Origin of the sequence: Burkholderia humptydooensis, from assembly GCF_001513745.1 — a bacterium.
Classification (GTDB): Bacteria; Pseudomonadota; Gammaproteobacteria; order Burkholderiales; family Burkholderiaceae; genus Burkholderia; species Burkholderia humptydooensis.
In genome coordinates this window covers 2,565,404-2,583,867 of the sequence record NZ_CP013382.1, presented here as the reverse complement: position 1 = coordinate 2,583,867, position 18,464 = coordinate 2,565,404, and the positions used below count along the sequence as shown (strand labels likewise).

Here is an 18,464-nt window from a genome sequence, read left to right as displayed (position 1 = left end):
TGTGCGCACGCCGTTCGATCGGACCGTCGTTTCGTCCGCCGCCGCGCGAATGTTTCAGCTCACGCGGAGGCGACGGTTATTCGGGTTATCGTGCAATGCCACATTTTCTTGAGCATTCGAGCGTCGCACAAGGGCAATTCCCTAGGCGGATTTGCGCAGCGGCCGTTCGTCGCCGCAAGTCCGATTCGCGGTGGAGGGGCGGAATGCGCATGCGGTGGATTGCCGCATGGTTGCGAGGCGATCCCGCCGCGGCGTGGGCGCGCGACGGCGGCCGCCCGATCAAAAAAAACGCGCCGCACAAAAGGCGGCGCGCGTCGCGAAGCCTGCCGTCGTCAACCGCCGATTCAGCTTTCCGCGCTTTCGGTCAGGCGCTCGGGCGCGGCGGCCACCGGCTTGCCGGCGACCTCGAGCAGCCAGTCCGTCGTCTGCGCGGGCTGCGTGACGGGCAGCATGTGGCCGCCGTCGACGACCGTCAGATTGACCGCGTCGAGCCGCTTCTTCAGCGCTTCGCCGTGACGCTGCCAGTTGAGGATCTGGTCGCCGCGGCCGTACAGCACGTCGACGGGCACGGTCAGCGCCGCATAGCGGCTTTCCATGTCGGGCAGATCCTCCGGCGCGGCGACGAGATCCGACGACGCCGAATAGAACGCATGCGGGCGCAGCCCCAGCAGACCGCCGCCCTTCACGCCGAAGTCGTGCGGCACCGCTTCCGGCGCGAAGATCAGCTCGATCGCCTTGCGGCTTTGCAGAATCGACACCGGAATGCCGAGCGTGAACGACGCGAAGCGGCGCACGAGCGACGAGCGCAGCGCGAGGCCGCGGAACGGGCCGGGCGGCTCGGTCTCGGTGTGCGTGAGCGGCGCGATCAGCGCGATCCGGCTCACGGCCTGCGGATGGTCGAGCGCGAGCGCGAGCGAGATCGCGCCGCCGAGCGAGTGGCCGACGACGACCGGCTTGTCGAGGCCGAGCGTCGCGATGAACATCGCGATCGTGCGCGCCTGCGCATAGACGTTCGCGCTCGAGCGCGGGCCGCGCGTCGAGCGGCCGGAGCCGGGGCGGTCGACGAGGATCACGCGATGCGATTTCGCGAGCCGCTGCAGGTCCAGATACGCGAAGTTGCGCAACTGGCCGCAGAGGCCGTGCACGAACACGATCGGCGGGCCTTCGCCGTATTCGACGTAATGCAGGCGGTCCGCGCCGACGTCGACGAACTTGCCCTCGGGCGGAAACATCTTCTTGATGCGATACGCGGTGAACAGCGTGAACGCAAAGAGCGCGACGAACGCATAGACGAGAAAATGGAACAGCTTGATTATCATCGGGATCACCTTCCTTCATAGGCGGGCTGATGGGGGGCGTCACGTTCGGCGAGCGCCGGGCGGCGGCGCTCGAACTGCATCGCGCCGTCGGCGAGCGGGCCGAACCTGAATGTGGCGAAATCGCGCGCGTAGTTCTGGTAGGACTTCCACGGCTTTTTCGTGCCCTGCTTCGGCAGCACGCCGGCGGCGCGCTGGATATAGCCCGACGTCAGGTCGACGGCGGGTTCGAGCTCCATGCCGCCGGGCGCGAGCCGCGGCACGCAGACGTCGTAGCCGTGCGTGCGCATGTGCTCGAGCAACCGGCACACGTATTGCGCGATCAGCTCGGCCTTCAGCGTCCACGATGCGTTCGTGTAGCCGAACGACGACGCGAGATTCGGCACGCCGCTGTACATCATCCCCTTGTACGACACCGTCTGCGACAGGTCGACGGCCGCTCCGTCTACCGTCACGGCCGCGCCGCCCAGCATCTTCACCTTCAGGCCCGTCGCGGTGACGATCACGTCGGCCTCGAGGCGCTGGCCGCTCTTCAGGCGCAGGCCGCCCGGCGTGAAGCGCTCGATCTCGTCGGTGGCGATCGACGCGCGGCCCGCGCGGATCGCCTTGAAGAGATCGCCGTTCGGCACGAGGCAGAGGCGCTGGTCCCACGGCTTGTAGCGCGGCGTCAGATGCTTGTTCACGTCGAACTGCGGGCCGAGCTGCTTGCCCGCCGCGCGGAGGATGAATTTCTTCGTCGCATCCGGGCGGCGGCGCGCGAGGTTATAGAAGTACATCGTCAGCAGCACGTTCTTCAGCCGCACGAGCCGGTGCGCGAGCCCCGACGGCAGCCAGCGGCGCAGCGCGTCCGCGATCGCGTCGCGCGCGGGCAGCGACACGATGTAGGTCGGCGAGCGCTGCAGCATCGTCACGTGGCGCGCGTCGGCCGCCATCGACGGCACGAGCGTCACCGCGGTCGCGCCGCTGCCGATCACGACGACGCGCTTGTCCCTGTAGTCGAGATCGCCCGGCCAGTGCTGCGGATGCACGATGCGGCCCTGGTACGCGTCCATGTCCGGCCAGCTCGGCGCGTGGCCTTCGTCGTAATCGTAGTAGCCGCTGCACATGTAGAGGAAGCGGCACGTGTAGACCGCTTCCTCGTGCTGCGCGTCGCCTGTGGCGCGCTGCACGCGCACCGTCCAGCGCGCGCTCGTCGAATCCCAGCTCGCGGCCGTCACCTTGTGGCTGAAGCGGATCGTCTTGTCGATGCCGTATGCGCGCGCGGTGTCCCTGATGTAGTCGAGGATCGTCTGGCCGTCCGAGATCGCCTTGTCGCCGTGCCACGGCCGGAAGCTGAAGCCGAGCGTGAACATGTCGGAATCCGAACGAATGCCGGGGTAGCGGAACAGGTCCCACGTGCCGCCCATCGTCGCGCGGCTTTCGAGGATCGCATACGTCGCGTCCGGGCAGCGCTCGCGCAGGTAGTACGCGGCGCCGACGCCGGACAGGCCGGCGCCGACGATCAGCACGTCGAAGTCGGTCGTGGCGCGGGCGGCGCCGCCCGTTGCCGCATGCGGCGCGCGCTCGTCGGGCGTGCGCGCGGCGTTCCAGTCTGTCGTCGAGCTCATGCGGGGTCCTTGCTGATAGTAACGGGGGCGGGCCGTGCCGCAGCCTGTTGCCGCGCGAGGTTGCGCGCGCGCGACTTGCGCACGAAGCGCAGCACGAAGACCTGGTACGCGGCGCCGAACAGGCGCGCGAGCTTGTCGACGCGGCGCGCGTCGGCGCCGACAAGCACGCGCCGCGCGTTGCGCTCGACGCCCGCGATGATCTGGCGCGCGGCTGCCTCGGGCGTCGTCGCGTTGATGAGCCGGTTCGCCGCGCGGCGATGCGTTTCGACATCCTGACCGGTCAGCGTCGCGATGCTCGAATCGATCCGCGACGCGGTGGCGATGTTGGTCGCGACGCCGCCCGGATGCACGCAGGTCACGCCCACCGGCGCACCTTCGAGCTCGAGCTCCATGCGCAGCGCCTCGGTGAAGCCGCGCACCGCGAACTTCGTCGCGTTGTACGCGCTTTGCGTCGGCATCGCGACGAGGCCGAACAGGCTCGACGTGTTGACCACGTGGCCGTCGCCCGATTCGCGCAGATACGGCAGGAACGCCTGGGTGCCGTGCACGACGCCCCAGAAGTTGATCCCCATGATCCATTCGAAGTCTTCGATTCGCGCCGTCTCGGCGGGCGCCGCGAGCGACACGCCCGCGTTGTTGAAGACGAGGTTGACCTTGCCGTGCGCATCGCGCGTCTTGCGCGCCCAGTCGAACACCGCGTCGCGCGACGCGACGTCGAGCCGCTGCGACGTGATCTTCACGCCGTGCGCCGCGCAGATCGCGACGGTCTGCGCGAGGCTGCTCTCGTCGATGTCGCCCAGCGCGAGATGGCAGCCGCGCCGCGCGAGCCCGACGGCGAGGCTGCGCCCCATGCCGGAGCCCGCGCCCGTGATTGCCGCCACCTTGCCGGAAAGATTCCTCATCTGACGGCCCTCCCTAAGGGTGTCTCGTGGTGTCTCGTGATATATGTCGGATTTAAATGTGGTGTGAACCGTCACCACTTTAATTTTGACATTGACTGATGTCAAATAGCGAAATGGAGAACTCTCTCGAACTCAGCAAGAAGGGCCGCCCATACGGCGGGGTCGCATCCGAGGCGCGCGCCGCGGAGCGCCGCGACGCGCTGATTCGCGCGGGCACGCGGATCTTCGGCACGATCGGCTTTCGCCGGGCGACAGTGCGCGCGATCTGCCAGGAGGCGAAGCTCAACGACCGCTATTTCTACGCGGCGTTCGACAGCGCCGACGCGTTGCTGCGCTGCACCTATCAGCATCACGCGGAGCAGTTGCGCGCGTCGGTGACGCGGGCGGTCGACGCGCTCGGCGGCGCGCGCGACGGGCTCGAGGCGCGGGTCGACGCGGGGCTCGCGGCGTTCTTCGCGTTTTTGCGCAACACGTGCGCGGCGCGCGTGCTGCTGCTCGAAGTGATGGGCGTGAGCGCGGAAACCGATGCGACCTATCAACGGAATCTGCTCGAATTCGGCAAGATGATCATTTCGCTCGCCGGGCCGGTGAGCGAGAACGCCGACGCGCGCGCGGACCAGCGGATCATCGGGCTCGCGCTCGTCGGCGCGATGACGAACGTCGGCGCGGCATGGCTGCTGACCGGCTATCGCGATCCGGAGGAGAAGATGGTGCGAAATTGCCGGAAGGTGCTGCTCGGGACGCTGCGGTTTCTCGCGGCGAAGTGAGCGGGCGGCGCCGGCGCTGGGTTCCAAGCCGTCGCTCCGAGCCGTCGCGCGCTTGCGGCCCGCGCTTGCGCGGCGGCCCGCGCCTTCAGCATGACGCCGCGAGCCGCACCTTCAGCGCGTCGATCAACGCGCGCACCTTTGCGGACGAATGGCTTGCCGACGGAAACACCGCGTGGATGTCGCCGGGCGGAAACGACCAGCCCGGCAGCAGGCGCACGAGCCGGCCGGCCGCGATGTCGCCGGCGCTCGAGAAACTCGTCGCGACGCCGAAGCCGCCGCCCGCGAGCACCGCCGCGCGGCACGCGGTCGCCGTGTTCGACACGAACGCGCGCCTGCAACGCACGCTCGCGCGCTCGCCGCGCGCGTTCGCGAGCTCGAGCGTCGTGCGCGGCACCGTCGACAGCATCACGTACGGCAGCGCGCCGAGCGCATCGGGCGCGGCCGGCGCGCCGTGGCGCGCGACGAACGCCGGGCTTGCGACGAGCCAGCGCTCGAAGCCGCCGAGCTTCACCGCGCGATGGTTCGAATCGGCGAGCCGGCCGAGCCGGATCGCGACGTCGAGGTTCTCGCGCACGAGATCGACGACGCGGTCGTCGCATTGCAATTCGACGTCGAGCGCCGGATGCGCGTCGCGCAGCGCGACGAGCGCTGGCGCGACGACGAGCGCGCCGTAATCGACGGGCGCGCTCACGCGCAGCGTGCCGCGCAGCGGCCCCGCGTCGCCCGCCACCGCGGCGAGCGCCGCGTCGGTCGCTCGCAGGATGTCGCGGCACGCGTCGTAGAACGCGCGGCCCGCCTGCGTCACGTTGAGCCGCCGCGTGGTCCGCACGACGAGGCTCGCGCCGACCTCCGCCTCGAGCCGCTGGACGTGCGTGCTCACCATCGTCTTCGCGAGGCCGAGCCGTTCGGCCGCCGCCGTCAGCGAGCCGGCCTCGACCACGGCGACGAAGATCGCCAGCCGGTTCAGGTTCACGTCGCGGATGTCCGCCATTGCCGATTGTCCATTCATCAAGGATTGTGTTTCGGCAATTATCCATCTTATGTGAACGGGATGCGCGCGCTACGCTGCGGGTGTCGGCCGCCGGATCGTCGCTGCGCCGCGCCGATGGCCGGCGCTCTCGGCCGCCGCGCGTTTGCGCCGTGTTGCGTCGTCGTTTGGCGCTTGTTTTTTGTGCTTCGCCCTTCGTTCGAGGAGTGCCGCCCCATGTCCACCCGCCGCCCGCCCGCCTCGCCGATCCGGCTCCACCGGAGCCCGCTGTCCGGCCACTGTCATCGCGTCCAGTTGTTCCTGTCGCTGCTCGGCCTGCCCGTCGAGCTCGTCGAAGTCGACATGCGCGGCGGCGCGAACCGCCGCCCTGAATTTCTCGCGCTCAATCCGTTCGGACAGGTGCCCGTCATCGAGGACGGCGAGTTCGTGCTGTTCGATTCGAACGCGATCCTCGTCTATCTCGCGAAGCGCTACGGCGATCCGTCGTGGCTGCCCGACGATCCGCCGCGCGCGGCCGCCGTGCAGCGCTGGCTGTCGCTCGCGGCGGGACCGATCGCGTACGGCGCGGCCGCCGCGCGCCTCGTCACGCTGTTCGGCGCGCCGCTCGATCGCGCGAGCGCGATCCGGATCGCGCAGCGGCTGTTCGACGTGATCGAGCCCGAGCTCGCCGGCAAGCGCTTCGCGACGGGCGGGCATCCGACGATCGCCGACGTCGCCGCGTATGCGTACATCGCGCACGCGCCCGAGGGCGGCGTGTCGCTCGATCCCTACCCGAATTTGCGCGCGTGGCTCGCGCGCATCGAGGCGTTGCCGGGTTTCGTGCCGATGCCCGCGAGCGACGCGGGGTTGCGCGTGGCCTGACGCCGCCGGGCGCGGCGCTGCCCGCCGCTGCCCGCCACCGGACCCTTGCGAAGGAGAACGACATGACGCAACCTGCGTCGGCGGCGCCCGAGGCGCCGCCGCCCGTCGCGCCGTTTCACGACGGCGAGCTCGCCGCGCAGCGGCGCGCGGGCGTTCTGGATACGGCCGCCGTGTCCGGCGGGCGCGGCATCCGTACATTCATGCCCGATCAACATCGCGCGTTCTTCGCGCAATTGCCGTTCTTCGTCGTCGGCGGCATCGACGGCGACGGCCAGCCATGGGCGACGCTGCGCGTCGGCGCGCCGGGCTTCGTGTCGTCGCCGCAGCCGCGCACGCTCGACATTGCGGGCGGCACGCTGCGCGACGATCCGCTCGCCGGCCACTGGCGCGTCGGCAGCCTGCTCGGCGGGCTCGGCATCGAGCTGCATACGCGGCGGCGCAACCGGATCAACGGCGTCGTCGCGTCGCTCGCGGGCGACGCGATGTCGGTGACGGTCGGCCAGAGCTTCGGCAACTGCGCGAAGTACATCCAGAGCCGCACGCCGACGCCCGCGCCGCCTCGGCAGGCGGACGCCGCGCCGCCTCAGCGCCGCGCCGCGCGGCTCGACGCCGACGACCGCGCGCTGCTCGCGCGCGCGGATACGTTCTTCATCGCGACCGCGAACGCGTCGGATGCGGCGGGCGGCGCGCGCGGCGTCGACGTGTCGCATCGCGGCGGGCCGCCGGGCTTCGTGCGCGTCGACGACGACCGCACGCTGACGACGCCCGACTACAGCGGCAACAACTTCTTCAACACGATCGGCAATCTGCTGCACGACCCGCGCGCGGGTTTGCTGTTCGTCGACTTCGAGCGAGGCGACTTGCTGTACGTCGCGGCCGACGCGGAGATCGTCTGGGACGGGCCGGCGATCGCCGCGTTCGACGGCGCGCAGCGGCTCGTGCGCTTGCGGATTCGCGAAGTGCGGCGCAGCGCGGCGGTGCTGCCGTTGCGGTGGTCGGCGCCGCGGTTCGCGCCGCAGTTCGCGGCATGGAGCGGGGCGGGCGCGTTTTCGTCTTCGTTGGGGATGGAATCGGCGCAAGTGCTGGAATCGTCGGCGTCATCGACAGTATTGAAGGCGTCGGAGGCAACACAGGCGACGAAAGAGATGGCGCAGGCTTGCGCCGTGATTTCCGCGCCGTCGCCGGACACCCGCTGGCGCACGCTCGTCGTCGCGGCGGTGCGCGACGAGACGCCCGACGTCCGCTCGTTCCATTTCGAAGCCGCCGACGCGCGCCCGCTCGCGCCGTTCGAGCCGGGCCAGCATCTGACGATCCGGTTGCCCGCGGCCGCGCGATCCGGGCCGCTGATCCGCAGTTACACGCTGTCCGACGCATTCGACGGCCGGCGCTACCGGATCAGCGTCAAGCGCGACGGCAAAGCGTCGTCGTGGCTGCACGATCACGCGCGGCCCGGCGTGCGCATCGATGCGATGGCGCCGCGCGGCGCGTTCACGTTCGATGCGGCGAGCCCGCGGCCCGCCGTGTTCGTGTCGGCGGGGATCGGCATCACGCCGATGATCGCGATGCTCAACGGCGCGCTCGCGTACCGCGCGGCGGGCGCGCCGGCCGATGCGCACGCGAAGCGGATCTACTTCGTGCACGGCGCGCGGCGCGGCGCCGAGCGGCCGTTCGCCGCGCATCTCGCCGATGCGGCGCGCGCGCATCCGGCGTTGTCGGTGCACCTGTTCGACAGTCGCGCCAACGGCGCGCCGACCGACGCGTCGCCAGGCCGCGTGAGCGTCGACGCGCTGACGCGCGTGTTGCCGTTCGGCAGCTACGACTTCTATCTGTGCGGGCCGGCGGCGTTCATGAAATCGCTGTACGACGGTTTGCGCGCGCTCGACGTGCCCGACGAGCGCATCCGCTTCGAGACATTCGGGCCGTCGGGCATTCGGCGCACGGCGTCGCGTGGCGGCGAGAAGAACGACGACAGAGACGACGCGAAAGCCGACAGGCAGGCTGGCGAACACGCGGCGACCGTCGTGTTCAGCCGGTCGGAGCGCACGGTCGAATGGACGCCGCGCGACGGCACGCTGCTCGAACTCGCGGAGGCGCACGGCGTGCCGGCGGATTCGAATTGCCGATCGGGCGCATGCGGCACGTGCGCGGTGCGCGTGCTCGGCGGACGGGTTCGCTACGGCGGTGCGGTCGACGCGGAGGTCGCGCCGGGCATGGCGCTCGTCTGCATGGCGACGCCGGATTGCATCGGCGATGCGCAAAGCGGGCCGCCCCGCGTGACGCTGGATCTGTAGCGCGACGGACCGGGGCGGCGAAGCTGCCGCCTCGTTGCTTCATCGCTTCGCTGTATCGTCACTCGTCACTCGTCACTCGTCACTCGTCACTCGCGCGAGCCGCAGGCTGCGTGCCCCGCACCGCACACGCCTACCTCACCAAAATCCCGCCGACAACCGAAATCGCGCGCCGCACGCGCGAGCGCACATCTTTCGTTCCCCGATCGATTCGACCCCTGGCGTTCGCCGCCCGCGCACGTTATGTTCTCGTCCGATGAATAAACGGGCTCGCGCGTCCGGTCGAGCCGGCCGGCGAGCCGGACCGGTCGCGCCGGCGACGGCGGCGTTCCATCCCATCTCCGAGGTACGTTCGTGGACATCTTGCGCAGCTTGTGTGGCATCGTGGTATTGCTCGGCGTCGGTTATGCGCTGTCGATCAACCGGCGGGCGATCAGCGCCCGCACCGTCGTCGCGGCGCTCGCGACGCAACTCGCGATCGGCTCGCTCGTGTTGTTCGTGCCCGTCGGCCGCGACGCGCTCGCGGCGACCGCGCACGCGGTCAACAGCGTGCTGGAGATGGGGCAGCACGGCGTCGCGTTCCTGTTCGGCGGCCTCGTCGGCGACAAGATGTTCGCGCTCTTCGGCGACGGCGGCTTCGCGTTCGCGCTGCGCGTGCTGCCGATGATCGTGTTCGTCACGTCGCTGATCGCGGTGCTGTACTACGTCGGCGTGATGAAGTGGCTGATCAGGATCGTCGGCACCGCGATGGCGAAGCTGCTCGGCGTGAGCCGCATCGAGGCGTGCTCGGCCGTCGCGACGATCTTCCTCGGCCAGAGCGAGATGCCCGCGTTCGTGAAGCCGTTCATCCGGCGGATGAGCGCAACCGAGGTGTTCGCGGTGATGTCGAGCGGCATGGCGTCGGTCGCGGGCTCGGTGCTCGCCGGCTACGCGGGGCTCGGCGTGAAGATGGAGTATCTGCTCGCCGCGTCGTTCATGGCGATTCCGGGCGGCCTGCTGTTCGGCAAGATGCTGTGCCCGACGACGGAGCCTTCGCGCGTCGTCGTCGATTCGCTCGAGTTCGACGAGAAGCGCGCGGCGAACGTGATCGAGGCGGCCGCGTCCGGCGCGGGCGTCGGGATGCGCATCGCGGTGAACGTCGGTACCATGCTGATCGCGTTCATCGGCCTGATCGCGCTGTTGAACGCGATGGTCGGGCTCGTCGCCGGCTGGCTCGGCTTTGCCGGCGTCACGCTGCAATCGCTGCTCGGCACGCTGTTTGCGCCGCTCGCGTGGCTGATCGGCGTGCCGTGGCAGGATGCGTCGGTGGCCGGCAGCTTCATCGGCCAGAAGCTGATCCTGAACGAGTTCGTCGCGTACGGCGCGCTGTCGCCCTATCTGAAGGACGCCGCGCAGGTCGCCGCGGCCGGGTTGCCGGTGCTCGCGCCGAAGACGATCGCGATCGTGTCGTTCGCGCTCTGCGGCTTCGCGAATTTCTCGTCGATCGCGATCCTGACGGGCGGCTTCACCGCGGTCGAGCCCGGCATGCGCTCCGGCGTCGCGCGCTACGGCCTGCGCGCGCTCGCGGCCGCGACGCTGTCGAACCTGATGAGCGCGACGATCGCCGGGCTGTTCCTGTCCCTTTCCTGAACGAGGTGCCCGCATGGAGCTTTCGTTGAATCGCAATCAATTGACCGAAGCGGCGCTGAAGGCGCTGCACCTGATCGACCTCACGTCGCTGAACGACGACGACACCGACGACAGCATCGCCGCGCTTGCCGCGTCGGCCGACACGCCGGTCGGCACGCCCGCCGCGCTGTGCGTGTACCCGCGCTTCGTCGGCGCGGCGCATGCGGCGCTCGCGCGGCACGGGCTCGTGCTGCCGGTGGCGACCGTCGCGAACTTCCCGCACGGCGCGGCCGATCCGGACGCGGCCGCGCGCGAGACGGCCGATGCGCTCGCGCGCGGCGCGGACGAGATCGACGTGGTGTTTCCGTATCGCTCGCTCATCGACGGCGACGAGCGGGTCGGGCGCGAGCTCGTCGCGCAATGCCGCGCGGCGGCGGGCGGCCAGTGCCTGAAGGTGATCCTCGAGACGGGCGAGCTGCGCGACGCGGCGGCGATCCGCCGGGCGAGCGAGATCGCGATCGAGGAGGGCGCGGATTTTCTGAAGACGTCGACGGGCAAGGTCGCGGTGAACGCGACGCTCGACGCGGCGGCCGTGATGCTCGCGACGATCCGCGTCGCGGGGCGCATGGTCGGCTTCAAGGCGGCGGGCGGCGTGCGCACCGCGCAGGATGCGGCGCAGTACCTGTCGCTCGCGGAGCGCGAGCTCGGCTCCGGCTATCTGACGAGCGCGACGTTCCGCTTCGGCGCGTCGGGGCTGCTCGGGAATCTGCTCGAGACGCTCGGGCACCGGGCGGGCGCGACGCGCGGCAGCGCGTATTGAGTGAGGCGCGGGCGCTGCGCGTTGCAAAAGGGCGGCGTCAGTCGAAGCGGGCGCGTCGCGTTCGATTGCGATCGGCGCGCCGTTCGATGGCGACCAGGCCGAGGCTCGGGGGCGCGCTCGCGCGAGCGAGTTCGTCGAGCGCCCGAAGCCAGCGGCGGCCGGGCAGCGCGTTCAGGACCGCGCGCCATTCGATAGCCGGCGCGAGCGGCCGAAACCGCCGGCGCACCCGCCGCGATGCGCGCGCCGCCAGGCGAGCGAGCGGGCGGGCGCGGACGGCTGATGGAGCGGGACGCATCCGGCAACTTCCGTCAATGAACCGGCGCATAGCCGAGCCTCTCGACGCCGTAAGCTTCGATCCAGTCGTCGCGATCGTCGAATCCCATCGTCTTCGCGAGGTAGTCGGCCATGTCTTCCGGCGTCGGCGTGACCGACGAATCGTAGTAACCCAGCGGGGCTTCGGCTTTCGGCATCAAGATGGCGTAGAGCATGTCGACCTCCGTGTCTTTAGTCAACTTAACGGCCGCAACCCGCGCCGCCTTGACAGGGAAAATCCCAGGTTAGAGTGATATGCCGAATTTCGATCTTTCACCCGGCCGCGCGGCTTCGGCGACGGATCGGCCGCCGGCGCGCGCAGTGGGCGGCTTCGTCGTTTCGAATGCGCCCGAATGCCATTCAATTGTGTCGCTGATAATCAACGGCTTGGGCAAACCATGACTTTTCTGCCGCAGGAATTCATCCGCAAGGTGCGCGACCGCGAGCCTCTCGATGCGGCCGACGTCGTGCGTTTCGTGCGCGGCGTGACGACAGGCGACGTGACCGAAGGCCAGATCGCCGCGTTCGCGATGGCCGTCCATTTCAACGAGCTGCCGCTGTCCGCGCGGATCGCGCTGACGCTCGCGCAGCGCGATTCGGGCGACGTGCTCGACTGGCGCGGCGAGCGCCTGAACGGCCCGGTCGTCGACAAGCATTCGACGGGCGGCGTCGGCGACTTGACGTCGCTCCTGATCGGGCCGATGGTCGCCGCGTGCGGCGGCTACGTGCCGATGATCTCGGGGCGCGGCCTTGGCCACACGGGCGGCACGCTCGACAAGCTCGAGGCGATTCCCGGCTACGACGTCGCGCCGTCCGTCGGTACATTGCGCCGCGTCGTGCGTGACGCGGGCATCGCGATCGTTGGCCAGACCGCGCAGCTCGCGCCCGCCGACAAGCGGATCTACGCGGTGCGCGACGTGACGGCGACCGTCGAGTCGATCTCGCTGATCACCGCGTCGATCCTGTCGAAGAAGCTCGCGGCGGGCGTCGGCGCGCTCGCGATGGACGTGAAGGTCGGCTCCGGCGCGTTCATGCCGACGGCGGAGAAATCGGCCGAGCTCGCGCGCAGCATCGTCGACGTCGGCAACGGCGCCGGAATGAAGACGGCCGCGACGCTCACCGACATGAACCAGGCGCTCGCGCCGTGCGCGGGCAATGCGATCGAGGTGCGCTGCGCGATCGATTTCCTGACGGGCGCGGCGCGCCCAGCGCGGCTCGAAGCGGTCGGTTTCGCGCTCGCGGAGCAGATGCTGACGATGGGCGGGCTCGCCGCGGACGCGGGCGACGCGCGCCGCCGGTTGCGCGCCGCGCTCGAATCGGGCGCGGCTGCCGAGCGGTTCGCGCGGATGGTCGCGGCGCTCGGCGGGCCCGCCGATCTGATCGCGCGGCCGGAGCGGCATCTGCCGCGCGCGGCGGTTGCCGTGCCGGTGGCCGCCGCGCGTGCCGGCTGGATCGAGCGGATCGACGCGCGCGCGCTCGGCCTCGCGGTCGTCGGCTTGGGCGGCGGGCGCGCGAAGATCGGCGACGCGCTCGATCATTCGGTCGGGCTGTCCGCGCTCGCGGAGCTGGGCGAGCGCGTCGAGGCGGGCCAGCCGCTCGCGACCGTTCACGCGCGCGACGCCGACGCGGCCGCGCAGGCCGCCGACGCGGTGCGCCGCGCGTATCGGATCGGGGCTGAACCGCCGGCGCAGACGCGCGCCATCTATGCGGTGATCGAATGATCGATCATGTGGCGGGCGTCGGCGCATCGGCGCATCGGCGCATCGAAGCGGCCGAGGCATGGCGGATATCGGATATGTCGCGGCGCGCCACGCCGCGCAAGCAACATGCAACGTCGCCCACCGCGGCGCAAAAACGAAATCGCCGGACATCGAATCATCGAACAAGGGAACACGACATGACTCACCACGCACTGATCGAAGCGGCGAAGGCCGCGCGCGAAAAGGCCTACGCGCCGTATTCGAACTTCAAGGTCGGCGCGGCGCTCGCGACGAACGACGGCAAGATCTTCCACGGCTGCAATGTCGAGAACGCGTCGTATGGGCTGTGCAATTGCGCGGAGCGCACCGCATTGTTCTCGGCGCTCGCGGCGGGCTACCGGCCGGGCGAGTTCGCGGCGATCGCGGTCGTCGGCGAGACGGACGGCCCGATCGCGCCGTGCGGCGCGTGCCGGCAGGTGATGATCGAACTCGGCACGCCGACGCTCGAAGTCGTGCTGGCGAACATGTCGGGCGACGCGCGCGTGACGAGCGCGGGCGACCTGCTGCCGGACGCGTTCTATCTGAAGTGACGCGGCGCCGCGCGTGCGCGATTCGCCGCGCCGCGCCATGCTTCGCGTGCTTTCCGCGTTATTCGTCTGTCATTTTCCCTTCATTGACGCGCATCAAGGTCCGCGCCGCGCAATGCGCGATGCTGGTTTGCGTGCGCCGCCGCGCGCGTTCTGCCGCCGGCGGCCGTTTATCGAAACCGGTCGGCGAGGAGACGACGATGAAATCCGATGCTGCGCTCAGGCAAGATGTCGAACAGGAACTGTATTGGGATCCGTCGCTGGATGCGCGGCAGATCGACGTGTCGGTGCACGATCGCATCGTGACGCTGCGCGGCTTCGTGCCGAGCTGGGCGCAGAAGTACGCGGCGCAGAAGGCCGCGCAGCGCGTCGCCGGCGCGCGGGCGCTCGTGCTCGAGCTGAAGGTGCTGCCGAGCGAATCGCCGCGCGACGACGAAGTGCTCGCCGCCGCGATCGTGTCGGCGCTCGCGTGGCAGGAAGGGCTGTCCGGGCAGGAGATCCGCGTCGACGTCGACGAGGGGTGCGTCACGCTCACGGGCGAAGTCGAGTTCGGCTATCAGCGGCAGGCGGCCGAGACGGTCGTGAGCCGGATGCGCGGCGTGATCGGCGTCGTCAACCGGATCGCCGTGCGCTCGCAGGACGCGGGCGCGACCGTGCGCGAGCGCGTCGCGGATGCACTCGCGCGGCGCGCGCAGCGCGAGGCCGCGCATATCGAAGTCGACGAGCGCGACGGCATCGTCACGCTGACGGGCACCGTCGATTCGCTGATCGAGCGGCGCGCGGCCTGCGGCGCGGCGTGGTCGGTGAAGGGCGTGCGCGAGGTCATCGATCAACTGACCGTCGCGTAAGGCGCGGGCGGCGATGCACGCGGCGCGCGGCGCGCGTGGCGTCCGGCACCGACCGGCGGCAAGCGGCCGTCGGCCCGCGTCCAGGCCGATGGTTCGACGCCGGATCGACCGCACGACGCCTTGCAGCGTGCGACCCCGCGCCGCCGCACCGGCCATCATCCCGTTCGCTTTTCGTTGCGACGCCCTTTTTTACGACCGCCACGATGCCCGAAATCGTCACCGTCACGCCGAATCCCGCCATCGACGTCGCGACGTCCGTCGAGCGCGTCACCGATACCCGCAAGCTGCGCTGCGGCCCCGCGCGGCGCGATCCGGGCGGCGGCGGGATCAACGTCGCGCGCGTGCTGACGCGCCTCGGCGCCGATTGCTCGGCGGTCTATCTGGCGGGCGGCGACACCGGCCTCGCGCTGCACGGCCTGCTCGCCGACGAGTGCGTGCACGCGAGCTGCGTCGACATCGCCGGCGAGACGCGCGAAAACTTTTCGGTGCACGAAACGTCGACGGGGCGCGAATTCCGCTTCGTGCTGCCGGGGCCCGCGCTCGCGCCCGACGAATGGCCGCGCTGCGTCGACGCGCTCGCGCGGCTCGCCGATGCGTCGCGCTATCTGGTGATGAGCGGCAGCCTGCCGCCCGGGATGCCGGACGATTGCTACGGCCGGCTCGCGCGGCTCGCGAACGCGCGCGGCGTGCGCGCGGTCGTCGACACGTCGGGGCCGGCGCTCGCGGCCGCGCTCGAGGCGGGCGTCTATCTGGTGAAGCCGAGCCTCGGCGAGTTGCGCGCGCTGACCGGGCTGCCGCTCGAAGACGACGACGCGCGCCTCGCAGCCGCGCGCGCGATCGTCGGCAGCCGGCGCGCGCAGATCGTCGCGCTGACGCTCGGCGACGCAGGCGCGCTCGTCGTGTCGCGCGACGAAGCGGTGCGGCTGCCGGGCGTGAAGGTCGCGGTGCGCAGCGCGATCGGCGCGGGCGACAGCTTCGTCGCGGGGCTCGTCGATGCGCTCAATCGAGGCGCGAGCGTCGCCGATGCGTCGCGCTACGCGCTCGCCGCCGCGTCGGCGTCGCTGCTGAGCGTGGGCACCGCGCTGTGCGCGAAGGACGACGTCGAGCGGATCTATCGCGAACTGCCGGGGATGGTCGACGCGTGATGCGCGATGCATGAGTCGGCCGGCGATCCAGCCGCCCTCATTGGCTTCTTCGCACGCGCAAGTCCTCGCCGGCACGCACGAAGCGCATGCCGACGAGGCTCGCGCCGCCGCTACCGTCCGGCGCTCCCGGGCGCGCAGGCATGCAGAACCGAGGCCGCATCCCGCGCGATCACCTGCTCCTCGTCGGTCGGCACGACGAGCACCGCGACGCGGCTCCCGTCGCGGCTGACGATCTCCGCATTGCGCGCGTTGGCGCCTGCATCGAGCTCGACGCCGAGCCAGCGCAGCCGCTCGCACACCGCGGCGCGCGTCTGCGGCTGATGCTCGCCGATGCCCGCGGTGAACACGAGCGCGTCGAGGCCGCCGAGCGTCGCCGCGAGCCGCGCCGCCTCGCCCGCGATCCGGAACGCGAACAGCTCGAGCGCGTCGCGCGCGCCGGCCGACGGATCGGCGAGCAGCACGCGCGCGTCGCCGCTCACGCCGGACACGCCGAGCAGGCCCGAGCGGTGATACAGCATCTGCTCGACGTCGTCGACCGTCTGGCCGAGCGTCTTCTGCAGGTGCAGCACGACGCCCGCGTCGAGCGCGCCGCAGCGCGTCGCCATCGGAATGCCGTCGAGCGTCGAGAAACCCATGCTGGTGTCGCGGCTCACGCCCGCGTCGAGCGCGCACAGGCTCGCGCCGCTGCCGAGATGCGCGGCGACGATCTTGCCGCGCGCGATTGACGGATGCCGCTCGCGCAGCCGCCCGGCGACGTACCGGTACGACAGCCCATGAAAACCGTAGCGCTTGACGCCTTCGTCGAACAGCGCGCGCGGCAGCGCGAAGCGCCGCACGAGATCGGACTGCGTGCGGTGGAACGCGGTGTCGAACGACGCGACCTGCGGCAGGTGCGGCCGCAGATGGCGCAGCGCGCGAATCAGCCGCACGCTCTGCGGCTGATGCAGCGGCGCGAGCGGCACGAGCGCCGCGATCGCGGCGAGCGTCCGGTCGTCGATGCGCACCGGCCCGTCGAACGCGTCGCCGCCGTGCACGACGCGATGGCCGACCGACACCAGCTCGTGCACCGACAGATGCGCGTCGATCCAGTTGAGCGCCTCGTCGAGCACGCCGTGCAGATCGTCGGTGACGGGCGCGGCGAGCGGCACCGTGTGCGCGTCGCCGCCGTTCGAGTATTCGAACTGGAGCGGCGCGCGGTTGAAGTCGATCTTGCCGCGCCCGAGCGGCGCGGGTTCGCCGTTCGCGACGCTGTAGAGGCCGATCTTCAGCGTCGACGAGCCGGCATTGAACGTGAGCAGCAGCGGCTCGCTCATGACGCGAGCGCGCCGGCGCGCGTCCTTTCGGCGACGAGCTTCGCGAGCGCGGCGGACGCAATCCGCACGCGCAGGCTGTCCGCGCGGCTCGTCAGGATGATCGGCAGCCGCGCGCCGAGCACGAGGCCCGCGGCGTCGGCGCCCGCGAAGTACATCAGTTGCTTCGCGAGCATGTTGCCCGCTTCGAGATCCGGCACGAGCAGGATGTCGGCGTCGCCGGCGACGGGCGACGCGATGCCCTTCGACGTGGCGGCGACCGCGCTCACCGCATTGTCGAACGCGAGCGGCCCGTCGACGACCGCGCCCGCGATCTGGCCACGCGCGGCCATCACGGTGAGCGCGGCCGCGTCGAGCGTGGACGGCATTTTCGGGTTGACGGTCTCGACCGCCGCGAGCACCGCGACGCGCGGCCGCTCGACGCCGAGCACGTGCAGCAGATCGACCGCGTTCTGGCAGATGTCGCGTTTTTGCTCGAGCGTCGGCGCGATGTTGATCGCCGCATCGGTGATGACGAGCGGCTTCGGATACGCGGGCACGTCCATCGCATACACGTGGCTGATGCGCCGCTCGGTGCGCAGCAGCGACGCCGGGCCGACGACCGCCGCGAGCAGCTCGTCGGTGTGCAGGCTGCCCTTCATCAGCGCGGCGACCTTGCCCGCGCCGCCCATCTCGACCGCGCGCGCGGCGGCCGCGTGGCTGTGCTCGACCGGCTCGATCGGCACGCCCGTGAGACTCACGCCGGCCGCCTCGGCGACCGCGCGGATCTTCGCTTCCGGGCCGATCAGGATCGGCTCGATCAGGTTCGCGTCGCGCGCGTCGATCGCCGCGCGGATCGCATCCGGCGAGCATGGATGGACGACCGCCGTGCGCAGCGGCGGCTGCTCGCGCGCGTCGCGCACGAACGTCTCGTAGCGGTCGTGGCGGCGCACCGCGACATCGGGCCCCGGCACGCGTTCCCACTTGATCGGCGTATCGGGCGCGATCACGGTGGCGGTGCCGCGCAGCACGACCTGGCCTTCCTGGTTCGTGCAGCGCGTGTCGAGCAGCACGATCCGCTTTTCCGCGCGCTTTTCCGTGACGGTCACGGTTGCCGTGATCGTGTCGCCCGGCGCGACCGGATGCCGGAACTCGAGCGTCTGGTCGAGATAGATCGTGCCCGGCCCCGGCAGCTTCGTGCCGAGCACCGCGGACACGAGCGCGCCCGTCCACATCCCATGAACGACGATGTGGCCGAACAGGTCGTGCGCGGCGAACGTCGCGTCGAGGTGCGCGGGGTTCACGTCGCCGGACATCGCGGCGAACAGGTCGATGTCGTCGCGCGACGCGATGCGCACGAGCGATGCGCTGTCGCCGATCGCGAGCGAGTCGAACGGGCGGTTCTGAAGGATTTCGCGATCCACGC

The 18,464-nt window shown here is 70.7% G+C and carries 17 protein-coding genes; 9 read left to right on the top strand and 8 right to left on the bottom strand.

Annotation, left to right across the window (positions count from 1 at the left end; all coding sequences use genetic code 11):
* Positions 1–344: 344 nt before the first annotated feature.
* The 3 genes from AQ610_RS30310 to AQ610_RS30300 are packed head-to-tail and all read right to left on the bottom strand — an operon-like array spanning position 345 to position 3,825.
* Positions 345–1,319 carry an alpha/beta fold hydrolase gene (locus AQ610_RS30310; protein ID WP_009915865.1) on the bottom strand — a complete coding sequence of 325 codons (975 nt, stop codon included), beginning with the start codon at positions 1,317–1,319 and terminating at the stop codon, positions 345–347.
* A 5-nt stretch (positions 1,320–1,324) separates the two neighbouring features.
* A complete protein-coding gene (locus tag AQ610_RS30305) occupies positions 1,325–2,923 on the bottom strand; it encodes a flavin-containing monooxygenase (RefSeq protein ID WP_006028086.1) in 1,599 nt (532 codons plus the stop codon).
* Complete coding sequence (locus AQ610_RS30300) at positions 2,920–3,825, bottom strand: SDR family NAD(P)-dependent oxidoreductase (protein WP_006028085.1); 906 nt, start codon at positions 3,823–3,825, stop codon at positions 2,920–2,922. Before AQ610_RS30300 ends, AQ610_RS30305 begins: the two co-directional genes overlap by 4 nt.
* A gap of 113 nt (positions 3,826–3,938) precedes the next feature.
* Here AQ610_RS30300 and AQ610_RS30295 point away from each other — a divergent pair, with 113 nt between their 5' ends.
* Positions 3,939–4,592, top strand: coding sequence for a TetR/AcrR family transcriptional regulator (locus AQ610_RS30295; protein ID WP_006028084.1), 654 nt, complete (start codon positions 3,939–3,941; stop codon positions 4,590–4,592).
* Between the two features lie 85 nt (positions 4,593–4,677).
* On the opposite strand, the gene AQ610_RS30290 is transcribed toward AQ610_RS30295, so the two are convergent.
* Positions 4,678–5,583, bottom strand: a complete 906-nt coding sequence (locus AQ610_RS30290) for a LysR family transcriptional regulator (RefSeq protein ID WP_006028083.1) — start codon at positions 5,581–5,583, stop codon at positions 4,678–4,680.
* A gap of 213 nt (positions 5,584–5,796) precedes the next feature.
* On the opposite strand from AQ610_RS30290, the gene AQ610_RS30285 reads away from it, so the two are divergent.
* The 4 genes from AQ610_RS30285 to deoC all read left to right on the top strand — a co-directional run bounded on the left by AQ610_RS30285 (position 5,797) and on the right by deoC (position 11,157).
* Positions 5,797–6,441, top strand: coding sequence for a glutathione S-transferase family protein (locus AQ610_RS30285; protein ID WP_009915864.1), 645 nt, complete (start codon positions 5,797–5,799; stop codon positions 6,439–6,441).
* Between the two features lie 62 nt (positions 6,442–6,503).
* The gene (locus tag AQ610_RS30280; protein ID WP_006028081.1) at positions 6,504–8,732 is read left to right on the top strand and encodes a pyridoxamine 5'-phosphate oxidase family protein; all 2,229 of its coding nucleotides are present in this window, start codon (positions 6,504–6,506) and stop codon (positions 8,730–8,732) included.
* Positions 8,733–9,083: 351 nt separating this feature from the next.
* On the top strand, positions 9,084–10,358 hold the full coding sequence (locus tag AQ610_RS30275; RefSeq protein WP_009915859.1) for a NupC/NupG family nucleoside CNT transporter: 1,275 nt from the start codon (positions 9,084–9,086) through the stop codon (positions 10,356–10,358).
* A gap of 13 nt (positions 10,359–10,371) precedes the next feature.
* Positions 10,372–11,157, top strand: coding sequence for a deoxyribose-phosphate aldolase (gene deoC / locus AQ610_RS30270; RefSeq protein WP_006028079.1), 786 nt, complete (start codon positions 10,372–10,374; stop codon positions 11,155–11,157).
* 37 nt (positions 11,158–11,194) lie between these two features.
* On the opposite strand, the gene AQ610_RS37810 is transcribed toward deoC, so the two are convergent.
* Positions 11,195–11,452, bottom strand: a complete 258-nt coding sequence (locus AQ610_RS37810; RefSeq protein ID WP_043282930.1) for a hypothetical protein — start codon at positions 11,450–11,452, stop codon at positions 11,195–11,197.
* 13 nt (positions 11,453–11,465) lie between these two features.
* Positions 11,466–11,645, bottom strand: a complete 180-nt coding sequence (locus AQ610_RS30260) for a hypothetical protein (protein WP_009915853.1) — start codon at positions 11,643–11,645, stop codon at positions 11,466–11,468.
* Between the two features lie 222 nt (positions 11,646–11,867).
* Here AQ610_RS30260 and deoA point away from each other — a divergent pair, with 222 nt between their 5' ends.
* From deoA to AQ610_RS30240, 4 genes are all read left to right on the top strand, one after another.
* Positions 11,868–13,190: a thymidine phosphorylase gene (deoA, locus tag AQ610_RS30255; protein ID WP_006028077.1), complete on the top strand. Its 1,323-nt coding sequence runs from the start codon at positions 11,868–11,870 to the stop codon at positions 13,188–13,190.
* Complete coding sequence (locus AQ610_RS30250; RefSeq protein ID WP_309294834.1) at positions 13,187–13,759, top strand: cytidine deaminase; 573 nt, start codon at positions 13,187–13,189, stop codon at positions 13,757–13,759. Before deoA ends, AQ610_RS30250 begins: the two co-directional genes overlap by 4 nt.
* A 197-nt stretch (positions 13,760–13,956) precedes the next feature.
* Positions 13,957–14,604 carry a BON domain-containing protein gene (locus AQ610_RS30245; protein ID WP_009916682.1) on the top strand — a complete coding sequence of 216 codons (648 nt, stop codon included), beginning with the start codon at positions 13,957–13,959 and terminating at the stop codon, positions 14,602–14,604.
* A 203-nt stretch (positions 14,605–14,807) separates the two neighbouring features.
* The gene (locus AQ610_RS30240; RefSeq protein WP_006028074.1) at positions 14,808–15,749 is read left to right on the top strand and encodes a 1-phosphofructokinase family hexose kinase; all 942 of its coding nucleotides are present in this window, start codon (positions 14,808–14,810) and stop codon (positions 15,747–15,749) included.
* A gap of 110 nt (positions 15,750–15,859) precedes the next feature.
* Here the strand turns inward: AQ610_RS30240 and AQ610_RS30235 are convergent, their stop codons facing one another.
* Both AQ610_RS30235 and AQ610_RS30230 read right to left on the bottom strand, forming a co-directional pair.
* The gene (locus tag AQ610_RS30235; RefSeq protein ID WP_006028073.1) at positions 15,860–17,062 is read right to left on the bottom strand and encodes an acetate/propionate family kinase; all 1,203 of its coding nucleotides are present in this window, start codon (positions 17,060–17,062) and stop codon (positions 15,860–15,862) included.
* The gene (locus tag AQ610_RS30230; RefSeq protein ID WP_006028072.1) at positions 17,059–18,462 is read right to left on the bottom strand and encodes a bifunctional enoyl-CoA hydratase/phosphate acetyltransferase; all 1,404 of its coding nucleotides are present in this window, start codon (positions 18,460–18,462) and stop codon (positions 17,059–17,061) included. The genes AQ610_RS30235 and AQ610_RS30230 overlap by 4 nt, the downstream gene beginning before the upstream one ends.
* Positions 18,463–18,464: the final 2 nt, after the last annotated feature.

What these genes read in the sequence shown, in the direction of transcription:
- AQ610_RS30310 (WP_009915865.1), bottom strand. Translation starts at nt 1,319, where the DNA reads ATGATAATCAAGCTGTTCCATTTTCTCGTCTATGCGTTCGTCGCGCTC.
- AQ610_RS30305 (WP_006028086.1), bottom strand. Translation starts at nt 2,923, where the DNA reads ATGAGCTCGACGACAGACTGGAACGCCGCGCGCACGCCCGACGAGCGC.
- AQ610_RS30300 (WP_006028085.1), bottom strand. Translation starts at nt 3,825, where the DNA reads ATGAGGAATCTTTCCGGCAAGGTGGCGGCAATCACGGGCGCGGGCTCC.
- AQ610_RS30295 (WP_006028084.1), top strand. Translation starts at nt 3,939, where the DNA reads ATGGAGAACTCTCTCGAACTCAGCAAGAAGGGCCGCCCATACGGCGGG.
- AQ610_RS30290 (WP_006028083.1), bottom strand. Translation starts at nt 5,583, where the DNA reads ATGGCGGACATCCGCGACGTGAACCTGAACCGGCTGGCGATCTTCGTC.
- AQ610_RS30285 (WP_009915864.1), top strand. Translation starts at nt 5,797, where the DNA reads ATGTCCACCCGCCGCCCGCCCGCCTCGCCGATCCGGCTCCACCGGAGC.
- AQ610_RS30280 (WP_006028081.1), top strand. Translation starts at nt 6,504, where the DNA reads ATGACGCAACCTGCGTCGGCGGCGCCCGAGGCGCCGCCGCCCGTCGCG.
- deoC (WP_006028079.1), top strand. Translation starts at nt 10,372, where the DNA reads ATGGAGCTTTCGTTGAATCGCAATCAATTGACCGAAGCGGCGCTGAAG.
- AQ610_RS37810 (WP_043282930.1), bottom strand. Translation starts at nt 11,452, where the DNA reads ATGCGTCCCGCTCCATCAGCCGTCCGCGCCCGCCCGCTCGCTCGCCTG.
- AQ610_RS30260 (WP_009915853.1), bottom strand. Translation starts at nt 11,645, where the DNA reads ATGCTCTACGCCATCTTGATGCCGAAAGCCGAAGCCCCGCTGGGTTAC.
- deoA (WP_006028077.1), top strand. Translation starts at nt 11,868, where the DNA reads ATGACTTTTCTGCCGCAGGAATTCATCCGCAAGGTGCGCGACCGCGAG.
- AQ610_RS30250 (WP_309294834.1), top strand. Translation starts at nt 13,187, where the DNA reads ATGATCGATCATGTGGCGGGCGTCGGCGCATCGGCGCATCGGCGCATC.
- AQ610_RS30245 (WP_009916682.1), top strand. Translation starts at nt 13,957, where the DNA reads ATGAAATCCGATGCTGCGCTCAGGCAAGATGTCGAACAGGAACTGTAT.
- AQ610_RS30240 (WP_006028074.1), top strand. Translation starts at nt 14,808, where the DNA reads ATGCCCGAAATCGTCACCGTCACGCCGAATCCCGCCATCGACGTCGCG.
- AQ610_RS30235 (WP_006028073.1), bottom strand. Translation starts at nt 17,062, where the DNA reads ATGAGCGAGCCGCTGCTGCTCACGTTCAATGCCGGCTCGTCGACGCTG.